The sequence below is a fragment of the Streptomyces sp. NBC_01410 genome (assembly GCF_045040195.1).
GTDB lineage: Bacteria > Actinomycetota > Actinomycetes > Streptomycetales > Streptomycetaceae > Streptomyces.
The window spans coordinates 6,869,965-6,884,888 of record NZ_CP109530.1; the positions used below are offsets into that span (position 1 = coordinate 6,869,965).

Here is a 14,924-nt window from a genome sequence, read left to right on the forward strand (position 1 = left end):
CGCCGGGCCAAATGGCCGTGCCGTGGCGGGGGAACAATCTGCCGGGAGGGAGCTACTGCCGCACGAAGTGCACCTCGCGCCGCGCCCACGATCGCAGGAGCTCGCCGAATCCGTCCGGGACCGGGAGGGCAGGCAGAGCGGTCGCACCCTCGTTGTGGCGCGCCTCCAGGTAGGGGGCGAGGCCAGCCAGCGGGCCGAGAACCTCGGGCAGATGCTGCGGGCGCGGGTCCTGGCTCGCCTCGATCGAGGTGAGAAGCAGGACGGCAGCGCCCAGGTACCCGTCGGCGTCGAGTACTGCCAGCGCGCTCGGCGGGGACGAGGCGATCTTCTCTGTGAAGTACTCGAGGAACCTCGACACGTCGAGCGGATCGTCCGCCCACGGAGGATCGGGGTGTTCCCGCACCCACGCTCCGACGGCGGAGCAGTCGCGGACGACGCTCTCGAAGGGCGGGCGCGAGCCCTCTTCGCCGCTGAGAAGGACGAAGACGCACCGTGTTGCATAGGGCTGCCACGAGTCGAAGAACCCCATGGGCCAGGACACGAACAGGGAGCTGATGCCCGAGTCGAACCGGGGCAGGTATTCCCGAAGACCGGCCATGCCGTGCCCGAGGCACACATCCATCAGGCCAACGTCGATGTGCGCCGCGGCCTGGTACTGGGCCGCGTATTCGCTGACCATCCGCCGCGCGAAGTCCCACCAGAACTCCTGCCCGCCCGACAAGCTGGAGCCCTGGGCGGCGCCTACGTCCACGGATGCGGCAAGGCGCAGTCCGGTGAGCCGCCGCTGCTCGTCCCCCGAGGCCACCAGGTCGGCGATCACCAAGGAGAGCTCGTCGCTGACGCAGTCGCGACAGTGCCGGCAACTGCCGAGCAGCCAGCTGACCGGCCCGCTGAATTCATCCGATCCCGCATCGCCGCCCGCGAGATGCTCGACGGTGGCCCGGGTCAGCTGCCTCACGAGACGCGGTGGCGGATCGACACAGGTGAGGCAGCGGGCGAGGAACGCCAGCACGTTTCCGCGTCCGACCGGCGACCTGCGACGCCGTTCGGACAGCAGCGTGGCGAACACCCGCGCCCCGCCGTCCTCCGTCGAGCGCTCCTTGATCTGGACGGCGAGCTGGCCGACGATGTCCCATTCCTGCCTGGCGACGCGCGGGGCCAGGCGGCGGGCGAGGGCCTCAGGAGTGTCGCTGGTGCTGGCCAGTTGCGCCGCGGCGAAGTACTCGAGAAACGTGCGATGGGTAAAGGTGTAGAGGCTCTCGCCGTGTGCGGTCGTGCCCGCCTCACTGAACACCCAGGCCCGTCCGCGGCAGAAGCCGACGAATTGCCGCGCGGCCGACTCGGCCTCGTCGAGGTTCTCGTATCCGCGGGCCCGAAGGAAGTCCACAACCCTGGCGACGAGTTCGCGCTCGGTGACCGCGTGCGGATCACGGTCCTGGGTGAAGAGCCAATAAGCGAGGTAACGCAAGGCAGGCTCGACCAGATACGCCATCTTGAGCTCGATGTGAATTCGGCGACGTACGTCCCATTTCTGGAACAGCATCGTCGAGCACTGCTCGTACACCTCGGGGCGGCTGCGGGGGATGCTGCCTGTCCCTCGGTAGAGGATGCACATGAGCGCGAGCATCAGGGGATTGGACCGCAGGTCGACCAGGCCGCCGCTCTCGGCGAGAAAAATGTCCGCGGCCTGCCGGGCCGCTTCCGCCGTCTGCTCCTCCTCCTGCGCGAACCACTTGCGGACGTACTCCTCCGTCCGCGCCTCGTCGAACGGCCCCAGGCGATAGCACTCGAAGAAGCGGTCGTCGAGCCGGGCCTCGTTGTAGCCCACGACACGCGACGTCACGAGAACGGCTGCCTGGGGGTACCGGGTGGCGAAGAGCTCGACGATCTCGGTCACCTCCCGGCGGCGCGCGGAGTCGACCAGTTCGTCGAGGCCGTCGAAGATCACTGATGCTGCCCCGTCGAGCAGGAGACGCTTGACCGCGCCCGGCGGGGCGGGGCATTGGTAGTAGGTCTCCAGCCGGTGCTCGATGTGGTCGACAACGGATCGTTCCCCGTTGTCCATGAGGGCGAAATCGCGGAGTACGACGAGGAACGGCACCGGGCCACCCGGGTCGGTCGCTCGCCGGTGCATCAGAACCTGGCAGGTGGTGGACTTGCCGCAGCCCGGGTCCCCGAGCAGCACCGTCCGGTCGATGACGTTCTCGAACTCCGCGATGCCGAGGCCCTGACCGACATCCTGACTGGCGTCCTGCGTGGCCCGGCGCTCCAGGTCTCGCTGGATGCGCGGACTGACGTGGAGAGCGTTGATCGGTACGCGTCGGCGGCGCGCGAAGTCGGGTGGTTCCAGGGATCCGTGCGCCGACACGAGCTGACTGCGGTAGTCCGCGACGAACGCCTGGTCCGCGGCCAGGCAGGCCGAGTCGCGTACGGTGAGAGCCTGCACATGCTGCTCGATCGCCCCCAGTACGGCGGCGATGCGTGCCGAGAATGCCTCGGTGCGTACACGCTGGTGCAGTTCAGTATCCGCCCCTGCCAACCGGCCGACCAGCGTGGCGATTTCCAGGTCGAAGTAGTCGAAGAGTTCGGCACCGACTCCTTCGACATCGGCACCGTCCGCGCCCGCCGGCGAAAGACGTGCCCGTGCGGCGGCTTCGTATGCATCCCGAAGCCGTTCGACCACCGCTTCCGGAGTATCGGTGAGCCGCACGGCGAGCAGCTCATGCAGCACGGCCTGGCTGTCGTCGCAGTGGAGAAACTCCTCCACTCGCTCGGCTGCCAGTCCCTGCGGAAGTTGCATGTCGAGGCCAGGACCGGTGAGTTGATAGGTGTCGAACCATCGGACCAGCGCCTGCTCGGCGTCGTCCGGCCGGGCGGACTCTCTCCTGAGCCATCGGGCCGTGCCCGCGACGGCCTCGACGATCACTCCAGCGGCGACCTCGGCAAGCACGACGTTCGGGCCCCCCTCCCGCCGGGCCTCGCCGCCCGGTACGGCGAAGGTAGCCATGGCCGTTCCGTCCGTCCAGATGGCGAAGGTCTTGCCGCAGGGCAGCGGGCTGTGTCATATAGGTCTGGACCATTGCCGTCCTCTGCGGAGGTTCGATCGTGCAACGTCCCCCCACACTCCCAGCGTTGACCTGCGCCGCCGTCCTCCTGCTGGCCGCCTGCGGCGGCGAGGACCAAGACACCGAGAACCCGTCGCCGCCCGCCGGCGTGACGGTCCAAGCAGGCAGTGCCACCTCCGTGCATGTCATGTGGGAGCAGGCCACCGACAACAAGGCCGTCACCGGATACGAGGTGTTTCAGCACGGCACCAGGGTCAAGACCCTGCCCGCCACGCGGCACATGGTCGACATCGACCGGCTGAGCCCCGAGACCGCCTACAGCTTCACCGTCCGGGCGCGCGACGCCGCCGGGAACCTCTCCGAGCCGAGCGCCGCCGTGCCCGTCACCACACCGGCCCCTACGCCTGAGGACCACAAGGCGCCGTCGCGGCCCGTCAATCTGCGCGGCCGGGCCGAGGGGAGCAGCGAGGTCACCCTGTCCTGGGCGCGTTCCGCGGACGACATCGGCGTCACCTCGTACGACATCTACCAGGAGGACTCCCGCATCCACAGTGTGCACGGCACCCAGACCACCGCCCGCGTCACCGGGCTGCGGCCCGGCACCGTCTACACCTTCACCGTGCGGGCACGCGACGCCGCCGAGAACTCTTCACCGGACAGCAACGCCGTGGACCTGACCACCGCGTCGGCGCCGGGGAAGGGGCCCACCACGGCGCCCACCGATCTCAAAGCGACTGCCCGCAAGGGGAACATCGATCTGAGCTGGACGCCACCGCAGACCGGTGGTCCGGTCAAGGAGCATCAGCTGTTCCTGAATGGGAAGTTGGCCACGACCATCGTGTGGGGTGCCCAACCTCCCGCCGGGACGGCGGCGTACACGATCACGGTCACGGAAAAGCCGGGCACCCGCTACAGCATCAAACTCCGGGCCAAGCTGCCGGACGGGAAGTGGGGCGATTTCTCGGCGCAGCGGACGGTGGTGGTCCGCTGAAGTGCTGCGGTCGGCGTGTGGGTGATTGGCGCCGCGTCACCGGATCGCTTCCGGTGACGGGGGCTCCGTCGCTCGTGTGCGCTCAGCCCCGCGCGGCGAACTCCACGAAGGCCATCCAGCCCTCGGACGCTACGCGCAGGGTCGGCCCCGCCTTGTCCTTCGAGTCGCGGATGTGGACAGTGCCGGGGCAGGCCGCGATCTCGACGCACTCGCCGCCCTCGCCACTGCTGTAGCTGCTCTTGAACCAGGCCGACTCGGGAATGGCCTGTACGGGCGCTTCGACGTTCATCTCTCTCCAAGCAACTTCTCGACGAGGTCCAGCGATTCGCGTGGAGTGAGCGCCTGTGCCCGGAGGATCCCGTACTGCTCCTCGATCTCTCGGACCGGCTGTCGCTCCGTGTAGAGACGGCTGTCCTTGTGCGCCTCAACGTACGCGATCCTCCGCCCATCCTTCGTCTCGATCAAGGTGAACGGACCAGCCAAGCAGGCGTGTTCCTCGCGGGCGGTCATCATCACCTGCAGCTCGACATTGCGACGCTGTCCGCAGAGCAGCACCTGCTCCAGTTGACCGCGCATCACGCCCCGTCCCCCCAAGGGGCGGTGCAGCATGGATTCCTCGATGACGAAGCTGATGGTGGGCAGAGGCGTGCGCGAAAAGATCTCTTGCCTGGAGAGGCGGGCGGCTACCCGCTGGGCGACGGTGTCCTCGTCCAGCAGCGGGCGCCTCATGGCGAACACTGCCCGTGCGTACTCCTCAGTCTGCAGCAGGCCAGGTACCGCGTGCGTGGCGTATACGTGCAGCTCAACCGCCTGCGCCTCCAACCGCGCCGCGTCACGGAAGAACGCCGGGTACTGCGCCCGCGCCACCTCCTCCTTGCTCGCCCGCAATAACCCGCCCGCGTCCAGCACCTCGTCCGCCTTGTCGATGAACCTCGGTGGTGGAATCCGGCGTCCCTGCTCGAACGCGGCGATCGTGGAAGCCGAATACCCGGTCACCGACCCCAACTCCAGCCGCTCCAGCCCCGCCCGTAGCCGACACAGCTTCAACTGCTGACCGAAGACGTGCAGGATGCCCGATCCCGGCTCGTACTCGTGCTCCGGCTGCTGCTGATCGTCCATGACCCCGCACCTCCCGTGCTCGCCCCCGCCCGTACACCGCACCTGCGCCAACGCAGCGTCGTTCAGCCGGTCACGCTTCGAGCCGCGTACAACGCCGTCCCCGACGCGTACACCTCGTACCGGTGAGCGCGTCCCTCCTGGCAACGCTACGCACGCACCGCCACCGTTTTCCTCATGACCCGAGCAATTCCCCCTCACGCGCCGAACCAGCAACCCCCCACCCCCACCTGCGAGTTCTCGATGCGGTTCACCTCCACCCCGCGCGGCGCCCGCCTTGCCCGCCGCCTTGTCGCGCACCGCATCGACGAGTGGGGCTACCCGTACGACTCCGCCCCCAACGAGGCGCTCACCCTCATCGCCGCCGAACTCACCGCGAACGCCGTACGCCACGGACACGTCCCCGGCCGCGACTTCCACCTCCGCCTCACCGCAACCGCCACCGCCCTCCGCCTCGAAGTCGCCGACACCCGCACCGAGCGATGCCCAGCGCCCGGCGAACTGGCCGCCCCACCCATGGAGGCTGAATCGCGCCGGGGCCTCTACCTTGTCTCGCAGCTCGCTCACCGCTGGGGCGTCGCACCCCGCGCGGGTGCCCCCGGAAAACATGTGTGGGCGGAGCTGCGACTGCCGCCCATTCGGTGAGGCGGCGTGGCTCCTCAGCGGCCAAAGCCCCATCGTGAACCGGTGCAAAGAGCTTGGCGCAGTAGTGGACCTTCTTGCTGTCGGGGTGTCGACGTCACCATGGCAGACATTTCCCATGCGCCTCACCCGTCGAGTGCCGCCGCCATGTCCTCTAGGTCGGTGAGGGAGTTCGGCGAGACGTTGCTCCGGTAGGCGTCGGTCATGCGCTGGTCGTGCTCGTCCTCATCCGCGGCGCCGGACACCCCGACGTCTTCCCCCGCCTTGAACGCCGGCTCCACGCCTCGATGGCCGAGGCCCGTGAGGAGCAGGCAGGCCCGGCAGCCCGCGGCCGGTCGGTGCGGTAGGGCCCACGGCGGTCAAAGCGGCCGACGCCCCCGGCTCTGTGCGGTACCGGGGGCGATGCGAAGCAGCCGAGGTCAGCCGGTCAGTTGCTCGTACGCGGGCAGGGTCAGGAAGTCCGCGTAGTCGGCGTCGAGGGAGACGTGCAGCAGCAGATCGTGGGCCTGCTGCCACTTGCCGGACGCGAACGCCTCCTCGCCGATCTCCGCGCGGATCGCCGCCAGTTCCTGTGCCGCGACCTTGCGGGCCAGCTCCGGGGTGGCGAGCTCGCCGTTCTCGAAGACCACGCCCGCGTTGATCCACTGCCAGATCTGGGAGCGGGAGATCTCCGCGGTCGCCGCGTCCTCCATCAGGTTGAAGATCGCGACCGCGCCGAGGCCGCGCAGCCATGCCTCGATGTAGCGGATGCCGACCTGGACGGCGTTGCGCAGGCCCTCGTACGTGGGCTTGGCGTTCAGGGAGTCGATCGCGATCAGATCGCCGGCCGCCACCGAGACGTCCTCGCGCAGCCGGTCCTTCTGGTTGGGCTTCTCGCCCAGCACCGCGTCGAAGGAGGCCAGCGCGATCGGGACCAGGTCGGGGTGGGCGACCCAGGAGCCGTCGAAGCCGTCGGCCGCCTCGCGGTCCTTGTCGGCCTTGACCTTCTCGAAGGCGACCTTGTTGACCTCGGCGTCGCGGCGCGAGGGGATGAAGGCCGCCATGCCGCCGATGGCGTGGGCGCCGCGCTTGTGGCAGGTGCGGACGAGGAGTTCGGTGTACGCGCGCATGAAGGGGGCGGTCATCGTCACCGCGTTGCGGTCCGGGAGCACGAACTTCTCGCCGCCGTCACGGAAGTTCTTGACGATGGAGAAGAGGTAGTCCCAGCGGCCCGCGTTGAGGCCGGCCGCGTGGTCGCGGAGCTCGTAGAGGATCTCCTCCATCTCGTACGCCGCCGTGATCGTCTCGATCAGGACGGTCGCGCGGACGGTGCCCTGCGGGATGCCGACGTAGTCCTGCGCGAAGACGAAGATGTCGTTCCAGAGGCGGGCCTCCAGGTACGACTCCGTCTTCGGGAGGTAGAAGTACGGGCCCTTGCCGAGGTCGATCAGGCGCTGGGCGTTGTGGAAGAAGTACAGGCCGAAGTCGACCAGGGCGCCCGGGACCGGACGGCCCTCGAACTGCAGGTGCCGCTCGTCGAGGTGCCAGCCGCGCGGGCGCATCACGACGGTCGCGAGCTCCTCGTTCGGCCTGAGGGCGTATGTCTTCCCGGAGTTCGGGTCGGTGAAGTCGATCTTCCGCTCGTAGGCGTCGATCAGATTGCGCTGGCCGAGGACGACGTTCTCCCAGGTGGGGGCCGAGGCGTCCTCGAAGTCGGCGAGCCAGACCTTCGCGCCCGAGTTCAGGGCGTTGATGGTCATCTTGCGGTCGGTGGGTCCGGTGATCTCCACCCGGCGGTCGTTCAGCGCCGCGGGGGCCGGGGCGACCTTCCAGGAGTCGTCCGCGCGGATCGCGGCGGTCTCCGGGAGGAAGTCCAGCGTGGAGGTACGGGCGATCTCGGAGCGGCGCTCGGAGCGGCGGGCGAGAAGCTCGTCACGCCGCGGTGTGAACCGCCGGTGCAGCTCGGCCACGAAGGCGAGGGCCGCCTCGGTGAGGACCTCTTCCTGCCGGGGCAGGTGCTCGGCTTCGACGATGGCCAGCGGGGACGGCGCTGGTGCGGACATGAGCTGTCACTTCCTTCAGCGGGCGGTGCCTGACGGCCGCCGGGCGTGCGGTTACGGCACTCGGTGCCGCAAGAGCCGAGGTGCGGTCGCGGGCGCCGTCTGGGGTGTCGGGCGCTTCTGACCAGTGGATAGTAGTTTCCTCATGGTGGAAGTTCAATGGTTTGTTGATATCGAGATTCTCTGGGTCGACAGACCATGGCGCTGAGTGCCACGCCGTTCACTCAAGGTGCGCCAGATCCGCCGCCGTGTCGATGTCGTACGCCTCGGCCACATCGCCGCACTCGACCAGCGCGATCAAGGACTCGTGCTCCTTGAGATAGGCGCGAGCACCGCGGTCGCCGACCGCGCTCGCCGTGATCTCCTGCCAGTGCCCCGCGCCGAAGAGAACCGGATGGCCGCGCTCGCCTCCGTACGCGGCCGCCGCGAGCGACTGACGGGAGCGGTAGGCGGCCCGCACGCGGGCCACGGCCTCGGCGCCGATCCCCGGCTGGTCCACCAGCGAGACAAGCGCGGCGTCCGCCGCCGTGGCGGACAGCGACTGAAGACCCGCGCGCAGCGAAGAGCCCATGCCCTCCTCCCAGTCGGGGTTGTCGACCAGTACACAGCCGGACAGATCTGCCTCCTTGCGTACGCGGTCGGCAGCCGCACCCAGCACCACATGCACCGGAGCGCAGCCGCCCTCGCGCAGCGCGCGCACCGCGTGCTCGACCAGCGGCCTGCCCCGGTGCGTCAGCAGCGCCTTGGGGCGTCCGCCGAGCCGCCGACCGCCGCCCGCGGCGAGCAGCAGTCCGGCGACGACCGGTTCCTTCGATGGGTGGGGAAGTGGGTGTGCCATAAGGACTCCTTACCTCATAACCGGTCGAAGCGCCGAGCGATTCACGGCTCGCCGACTGTGTTCCGCAACCGAGCGGGCGCCATCGGTCGTCCGACGTGGAGAGCGGGGCGAGCCTTGGATAGGGTGCCCTCCGATACTGAAGTTCGGCATGGGGGACGAGAGTTCGATGAGTGGGCGCGCACACGAGGGAACGGTCTTCCAGCCTCTGGCCGAAGACGATCCGAAGCACGTCGCCGGATACAAGCTCGCCGCCAAGCTCGGCGCGGGCGGCATGGGCAAGGTGTATCTGTCGTACACGCCCGGCGGGCGTCCCATCGCCATCAAGGTGATCCGGCCGGACTTCGCCCAGGACGCGGAGTTCCGCCGCCGGTTCGCCCAGGAGGTGCAGTCCGCGCAGCGCGTGCAGGGCCTGTACACCGCGCCGGTCATCGACGCCGACGCCGAGGCCAAGCAGCCCTGGCTCGCGACGGCTTACGTCCCCGGGCCCTCACTCGCCGACGCGGTCCACGAGCACGGCAAGCTGCCGGTGGAGACCGTGCTGCTGCTGGTCGCCGGAATCGCCGAGGCGCTCCATGTCATCCATGGAGCGGGAATCGTGCACCGCGACCTCAAGCCCGCCAACGTGCTGCTGTCCTCGGACGGTCCGCGCGTCATCGACTTCGGCATCGCCCGCGCCGCCGACGCCACCTCGCTCACCAGCAGCGGCGTCACCATCGGCACGCCGTCCTTCATGGCCCCCGAGCAGGCCGCCGGCAGCCAGGTCACCTCCGCCACCGACATCTTCGCGCTCGGCCAGATCGCCGCGTTCGCGGCGACCGGCAAGGCGGCCTTCGGTGAAGGCACTTCGCACGGCGTGCTCTACCGGATCGTGCACGAGGAGCCCGACCTCACCGAACTGCCCCACCAGCTGCGTGAGTTGGTGACCCGCTGCCTGACGAAGGAGCCCGACGGCCGGCCGTCGGTCGCCGAGCTGCTCACGATCTGCCAGTCCGCCAATGCGGAGACGGTGCTGCGGCGTCCCGAGGAGTGGCTGCCGGGCGCGGTCGCGGCCGAGATCACCACGCGCACGGCGGCGCCTGCGCCGCCGGTGACACCGCCGGCCGGACAGGCCCCGGCTCCCGCCCACCCGCCCACCCAGGCTGCCGCGCAGTCCCCCGTCCAGCAGCCGCCGGTCCAGTCGCCGCACTACGCGCCCACGCAGACCGCGGGCCCGGCTCAGATGCAGTCGCCCGCTCCGGTTCCGCCGCCCACCACGGCCTCCGCCCCGGCGACTCCGCCGCCCGGCTTCGGCCCGCCGCCCCAGAACCCGACCTACGGCTACCCGCAGGCGCACGCCACCCCGCACGCGCATACCGCGCCCCAGCACGTCCGCCCCCCGCAGCCGTACCCGGTGCAGCCCTACCAGACGGCCTCCGGGCAGCTCCCGCCCGGCGCGCCCAAGAAGAAGAGCAGCACTCTCGCCACCGCCGTCGTCATCACGCTGGTGCTCGGCGCGCTCGTCGGCAGTGGCGTGTACGTCGCTCTGTCCGGCAAGGACAAGGACAAGGGCAGTCAGTCCCAGGGCGGCAGCACGTCGGACACGAGCGGGAACGGCGCCACCGACAGCCGGGGCGGCGACAAGTCCACCAAGCCCTCCCAGCCGGTCGCGGACCCGAAGCCCAAGACGTACAACGGCCTCAACGTGACGGACGACTACGGCATCAGCCTCGGCGACGAGCCGGTCAAGCCGGTTGAGAGCGAAAGCGCCAACACCCTCGACTTCGAGCACGAGTACTACCTCGGTACGATCGAAGCCAGGAACGCAAAGCTGATCCTCCTGGGCCCGGGCCAGAGCGCCGACCTGGCGACCTGCAAGAGTGAGACCCGGTTCGCCACTTTGCTCGAGATCAAGAACCTCTCGAAGGGCGCGAAGTTCTGTGTGCTGAGTGAGACGGGGAACGTCGGCCTGGTGACCTACCAGGGAAGGGCGCCCGAATCGGATCCCAGCCACTACATGACCGTCGATGTGACGGTCTGGCGCGGTGCGATGGACTCCGTACAGCCGAAGTCCTGAATTCTGTCCCCGGAGTGGCGCGTACCGCATCGGATGGCGTAGCTTGCCCGCGACCCTCGGTGTCCGACCAACTGCTGACGGTCGTCGAACAGCCATAAGGACCTGCGAGGGGGCGGGCTTTGTTGCGGAGCGTGGGGCAGACGCGGGTGACAGTGAGCGGCGAGGACCATAGGGAGACGGAACTGCGGGCTGCCGTCTCCCGGCTCCGCCGCGAACTGGCCGGTCATCCGGGCGAGTTCCCCGACCGGGGTATCGCCGAGGACGAACTGGCCGTGCTGGCCGCGATGGTGGCGGCGGGCGATCCCGAGATCCCCCGGATGCGGCGCTCGTTGCTGCTGATCGCCGGGGCGATCGGGTCGGTGAGTGCGCTGGCGCCCGGGCTGATGGCGGTGCGGGAGGCGGTCGACCTGTTCGGCGAGGTGCCGCGCTAGGACCTGTCCGGGAGTCTGAGGCTCAAGCGCCGGACAGGCTGAATACGGGACGGGCTCAGCCGCGGATCAGGCGGCGGGATCTCGCCGTTGCCACCGCGGACGTCCGCGAGTCCACCCCCAACTTCGCGTAAATATGCACCAGATGGGACTTCACCGTCGCCTGGCTCAGAAACAGCTCCTTGCTGATCTGCAGATTCGACAGACCGTCCCCCACCAGCTGCAGCACCTCCAGCTCCCGCTTCGTCAGCGCCTCCGACGGGGTGCGCATCCGGTCCATCAGCCGGTGCGCCACGGCCGGGGCGAGCGCCGACCGGCCCGCTGCCGCCGTACGGACCGCCGCGGCCAGTTCCTCCGGGGGCGCGTCCTTGAGGAGGTAGCCCGCCGCACCCGCCTCCACCGCCGCCAGGATGTCCGCGTCCGTGTCGTACGTCGTGAGGACCAGCACGCGCGGCGCGTGGGGGAGCGCGCTGATCGCCGCAGTCGCCTCGGATCCATGCATGCCCGGGCCGAACTGAAGGTCCATCAGCACCACGTCGACGCCGCCCGCGGCGGCCCGGTTGACGGCCAGTTCCGCGGTGGCCGCCTCCGCGACTACAGCGAATTCGGGCTCGGTGTCGAGGACCGCCCGAAGCCCCGCCCGTACGACGGGATGGTCGTCGGCGAGCAGCAGGCGGATGGGCGTGTTCATACGGAGGCCTGTGCCGGAAGCGGCAGAGTCAGCGCGACCGCCGTGCCCTGGCCAGGGGCCGACTCCACACTGAGCGTTCCGCCGAGCGACCGCGCCCGCGACCGCATCGCGGGCAGTCCGAAACCGCCGTCCCCGTGCGGCGCCGGCGCCGCGGTCGTGGGGTCGAAGCCCCGGCCGTCGTCGACCACGTCGAGCGAGACCGAGGTGTCCATGAAACTGAGCGTGATCTCCGCCCGGCCCGCGGCGGCATGGCGCACGGTGTTGGCGAGCGCCGACTGCGCAGTACGCAGCAGGGCGACCTCGTACGGAGTGGGCAGCTCGACAGGCAGGCCGCTGATGCCGAACTGGACGGCGGGCCCGGGCACTGTGGCACACAGCCGCTGAAGTGCTCCGGCCAGCGAGCCGTGCTCCAGGTCGGGCGGCGTCAGGGCGCGTACGAAACGGCGTGCCTCGGCGAGGTTGTCCTGCGCGGCCTGCCTGGCCCGGCGTACATGCGCGGCGGCCGGAGCGTCTTCGGGCAGGGTCCGCTCGGCGGCGCGCAGCAGCAGCTGGATGCTGGACAGCCCCTGGGCGAGGGTGTCGTGGATCTCCCGGGCCAGCCGCTCACGTTCGGCCAGCACCCCGGCCTGGTGCTCCGCCTCGGCGAGCTCCGCCCGGGTGGAGACCAGTTCCTCGATGAGCTCGCGCCGGCTCTCACTCTCCCGGTACAGCGCGCGATAGCCGAGCACGGTCGCGACGGCGACGGCGGCGCCGAGCAGCGGTCCGATGAAGGTGCCCGGGGTGATGGTCCTGCCGTGCAGCAGGAAGCTGCCGATGGCCGCGGCCGCGGTCACGGCGACCGCGGGCAGCCCCCAGCGCACCGGCAGCAGATGCAGCAGCAGGAAGTACAGCGGGAAGGCGGACCACAGGCCGTCGGGGGAGAGGGCGAGCAGCGCCAGCCAGGCCGCGCCGAGTGCCGACAGCCAGAGCGCGGCGGCGCGCGGCGAGCGGTGCACGGCCGGGCTCAGCACACCGGCCGCGTACACCGCGGCCATCAGGGCGGCGGCCGCCACCACGGCGTAGGCGTGCGGGGTGCCGTCCGACACGGCCCGTATCGCGGCGAGCGTGAGCAGCCCGGCCAGCAGCGCGTGCAGGCACAGGCGCAGCACGCGCAGGACGGGGGTGAGGGGGCGGGAATCCATGGTCGTCCCAGCGTAAGGGGGGTGCGCGGGCGCGAGGTCAATCAAAAGATTGATGTGAGTACGCACCGCGGCGCGATGTTCGCGTGGGCCTCGTGCCCGAGGCTGGGCCCATGTTCGTCGCATGGAGAGATCTGCGGTTCGCCAAGGGCCGGTTCGCCCTGATGGGCACGGTGGTTGTGCTGATCACGCTGCTGGTTGGGCTGCTGTCGGGGCTGACCGCCGGGCTGGCCCGGGAGAACACCTCGGCCGTCACCGGCCTGCCCGCCGACCACATCGCCTTCGCTGCCCCGCCCGGCGGCCGGCCGGTGTCCTTCACCAACTCCTCCGTGAACGAGGGCCAGTGGGCGAGGTGGGCGAGGCAGCCCGGCGTCACCGGGGCCCACCCCCTCGGCATCCGTACGCTGAACGCCGCCGCCGGGGACCGTAGCGCCGCCGTGTCGTCCTTCGGCGTGGAGCCCGACTCCGGGCTCGCGCCGCAGGGCCTCGCGCCGGGCCGTGTCGTCCTCTCCGGGAAGGCGGCTGACGAACTGGGCGTCGGCGCGGGCGACCGGGTCAGGATCGGCGGCCTGGAGGAGACGGTCGCGGCGGTCGAGGGCGATGCCTCCTTCAGTCACACGCCCGTGGTGTGGACGGCGCTCGACGACTGGCAGCGGATCGGGGACTCCGGCACCACGACGCAGGAACAGGCCACCGTCATCGCACTCATGACAGCGGACGGCTCGCACCTTGCCGCCGCCGACAAGGCCGCCGGTACGAAGACCCTCGGCGTCGAGGAGGCGCTGACCGCGATCGGCTCCTACCAGGCCGAGAACGGCTCGCTGCAGCTGATGCGCGGCTTCCTCTTCGTGATCAGCGCGCTGGTCACGGGAGCCTTCTTCACTGTCTGGACGATCCAGCGCAGCGCCGACATCGCCGTACTGAAGGCGCTCGGCGCCTCGACGCCGTATCTGCTCAAGGACGCGCTGGGGCAGGCGGTGACGATGCTGGCCGCCGGAACGCTCCTCGGTACGGCTCTGGCCGCCGCGATCGGCGCGCTGATCAGCGGCGGTGACGTGCCGTTCGAACTGGCCGCGCCGACCGTGCTGCTGCCCGCCGTCGTGATGATCGTCCTCGGCGTCCTCGGCGCGGCCCTGTCCATCCGGCGGATCACCGCCGTCGATCCTCTGACCGCCCTGGGGAGCGCACGATGACCTCTGCGAACCTGCTGCTCGACGACGTGACCCTGACCTACCCCGACGGCGACGGGCGGCTCACCGCGCTGGACTCCGTCTCGCTGGAGGTCACGGCGGGCTCGCTCACCGCCGTCGTCGGCCCGTCCGGCTCCGGGAAGTCGAGCCTGCTGGCTGTCGCGGCGACCCTCGTCACCCCCGACCGGGGCAGGGTCGTCGTCGACGGTACGGACACGGCGGGCCTGGACCGGGCGGGCCAGGCCGCGCTGCGGCGCGAGAGCATCGGCATCGTCTTCCAGCAGCCCAATCTGCTGCCGTCCCTGACGGCGGCCGAGCAGCTCCAGGTGATGGCTCATCTGTCCGGGCACAGACCGCGCGAGGCGCGGGCCGGTGCCCTGGAGCTGTTGGACGCGGTCGGCCTCGCCCGTGAGGCGCACCGCCGTCCGCACCAGCTCTCGGGCGGCCAGCGCCAGCGCGTGAACATCGCCCGGGCCTTGATGAACGAGCCCGCCGTGCTGCTGGTCGACGAGCCGACGAGCGCCCTGGACCATGAACGGGGCGCGGCGATACTGGACTTGCTGGGCGCCCTGACCCGGGAGCGGGGGACGGCGACCGTACTGGTCACCCACGACCGGGCGCACCTGGAGCGGACGGACCGCACCGTCACGATGGCGGACGGGCGGCTCGCGGCGCTGCCGGTGGCGGGCTGAT

At 70.2% G+C, this 14,924-nt stretch carries 14 protein-coding genes; 6 read left to right on the forward strand and 8 right to left on the reverse strand.

Annotated elements, in window-relative coordinates; genetic code table 11:
• Positions 1–52: 52 nt before the first annotated feature.
• Positions 53–3,007 carry an NACHT domain-containing protein gene (locus OG741_RS31495; protein WP_405603415.1) on the reverse strand — a complete coding sequence of 985 codons (2,955 nt, stop codon included), beginning with the start codon at positions 3,005–3,007 and terminating at the stop codon, positions 53–55.
• A 125-nt stretch (positions 3,008–3,132) separates the two neighbouring features.
• Here OG741_RS31495 and OG741_RS31500 point away from each other — a divergent pair, with 125 nt between their 5' ends.
• Complete coding sequence (locus OG741_RS31500) at positions 3,133–4,056, forward strand: fibronectin type III domain-containing protein (RefSeq protein WP_405603417.1); 924 nt, start codon at positions 3,133–3,135, stop codon at positions 4,054–4,056.
• Positions 4,057–4,138: 82 nt separating this feature from the next.
• Here OG741_RS31500 and OG741_RS31505 read toward each other — a convergent pair whose 3' ends face one another.
• Together OG741_RS31505 and OG741_RS31510 are read right to left on the reverse strand one after the other, a co-directional pair.
• The gene (locus OG741_RS31505; protein ID WP_405603419.1) at positions 4,139–4,345 is read right to left on the reverse strand and encodes a DUF397 domain-containing protein; all 207 of its coding nucleotides are present in this window, start codon (positions 4,343–4,345) and stop codon (positions 4,139–4,141) included.
• Positions 4,342–5,175 carry a helix-turn-helix domain-containing protein gene (locus tag OG741_RS31510; protein WP_405603420.1) on the reverse strand — a complete coding sequence of 278 codons (834 nt, stop codon included), beginning with the start codon at positions 5,173–5,175 and terminating at the stop codon, positions 4,342–4,344. The genes OG741_RS31505 and OG741_RS31510 overlap by 4 nt, the downstream gene beginning before the upstream one ends.
• A 174-nt stretch (positions 5,176–5,349) precedes the next feature.
• On the opposite strand from OG741_RS31510, the gene OG741_RS31515 reads away from it, so the two are divergent.
• Positions 5,350–5,817, forward strand: a complete 468-nt coding sequence (locus tag OG741_RS31515; RefSeq protein ID WP_405603421.1) for an ATP-binding protein — start codon at positions 5,350–5,352, stop codon at positions 5,815–5,817.
• Positions 5,818–5,939: 122 nt separating this feature from the next.
• On the opposite strand, the gene OG741_RS31520 is transcribed toward OG741_RS31515, so the two are convergent.
• The 3 genes from OG741_RS31520 to OG741_RS31530 all read right to left on the reverse strand — a co-directional run bounded on the left by OG741_RS31520 (position 5,940) and on the right by OG741_RS31530 (position 8,691).
• A complete protein-coding gene (locus tag OG741_RS31520) occupies positions 5,940–6,095 on the reverse strand; it encodes a hypothetical protein (protein WP_405606015.1) in 156 nt (51 codons plus the stop codon).
• Between the two features lie 138 nt (positions 6,096–6,233).
• Entirely contained in the window at positions 6,234–7,856 is a 1,623-nt protein-coding gene (gene aceB / locus OG741_RS31525) for a malate synthase A (RefSeq protein ID WP_405603423.1), read from the reverse strand.
• Positions 7,857–8,073: 217 nt separating this feature from the next.
• Positions 8,074–8,691 carry an NTP transferase domain-containing protein gene (locus tag OG741_RS31530; RefSeq protein WP_405603425.1) on the reverse strand — a complete coding sequence of 206 codons (618 nt, stop codon included), beginning with the start codon at positions 8,689–8,691 and terminating at the stop codon, positions 8,074–8,076.
• 166 nt (positions 8,692–8,857) lie between these two features.
• Between OG741_RS31530 and OG741_RS31535 the strand changes: the two genes are divergently transcribed.
• Positions 8,858–10,744 (forward strand): serine/threonine-protein kinase, encoded by a 1,887-nt coding sequence (locus tag OG741_RS31535; protein WP_405603427.1) that lies wholly within the window; start codon positions 8,858–8,860, stop codon positions 10,742–10,744.
• A gap of 119 nt (positions 10,745–10,863) precedes the next feature.
• The gene (locus OG741_RS31540; protein WP_266482780.1) at positions 10,864–11,175 is read left to right on the forward strand and encodes a DUF5955 family protein; all 312 of its coding nucleotides are present in this window, start codon (positions 10,864–10,866) and stop codon (positions 11,173–11,175) included.
• A gap of 55 nt (positions 11,176–11,230) precedes the next feature.
• Here OG741_RS31540 and OG741_RS31545 read toward each other — a convergent pair whose 3' ends face one another.
• Both OG741_RS31545 and OG741_RS31550 read right to left on the reverse strand, forming a co-directional pair.
• Positions 11,231–11,863: a response regulator gene (locus OG741_RS31545; protein ID WP_405603428.1), complete on the reverse strand. Its 633-nt coding sequence runs from the start codon at positions 11,861–11,863 to the stop codon at positions 11,231–11,233.
• The gene (locus OG741_RS31550; protein WP_405603429.1) at positions 11,860–13,044 is read right to left on the reverse strand and encodes a sensor histidine kinase; all 1,185 of its coding nucleotides are present in this window, start codon (positions 13,042–13,044) and stop codon (positions 11,860–11,862) included. The genes OG741_RS31545 and OG741_RS31550 overlap by 4 nt, the downstream gene beginning before the upstream one ends.
• Before the next feature lie 110 nt (positions 13,045–13,154).
• Here OG741_RS31550 and OG741_RS31555 point away from each other — a divergent pair, with 110 nt between their 5' ends.
• Both OG741_RS31555 and OG741_RS31560 read left to right on the forward strand, forming a co-directional pair.
• On the forward strand, positions 13,155–14,234 hold the full coding sequence (locus OG741_RS31555; RefSeq protein ID WP_405603430.1) for an ABC transporter permease: 1,080 nt from the start codon (positions 13,155–13,157) through the stop codon (positions 14,232–14,234).
• Positions 14,231–14,923 (forward strand): ABC transporter ATP-binding protein, encoded by a 693-nt coding sequence (locus tag OG741_RS31560; protein ID WP_405603432.1) that lies wholly within the window; start codon positions 14,231–14,233, stop codon positions 14,921–14,923. The genes OG741_RS31555 and OG741_RS31560 overlap by 4 nt, the downstream gene beginning before the upstream one ends.
• Position 14,924: the final 1 nt, after the last annotated feature.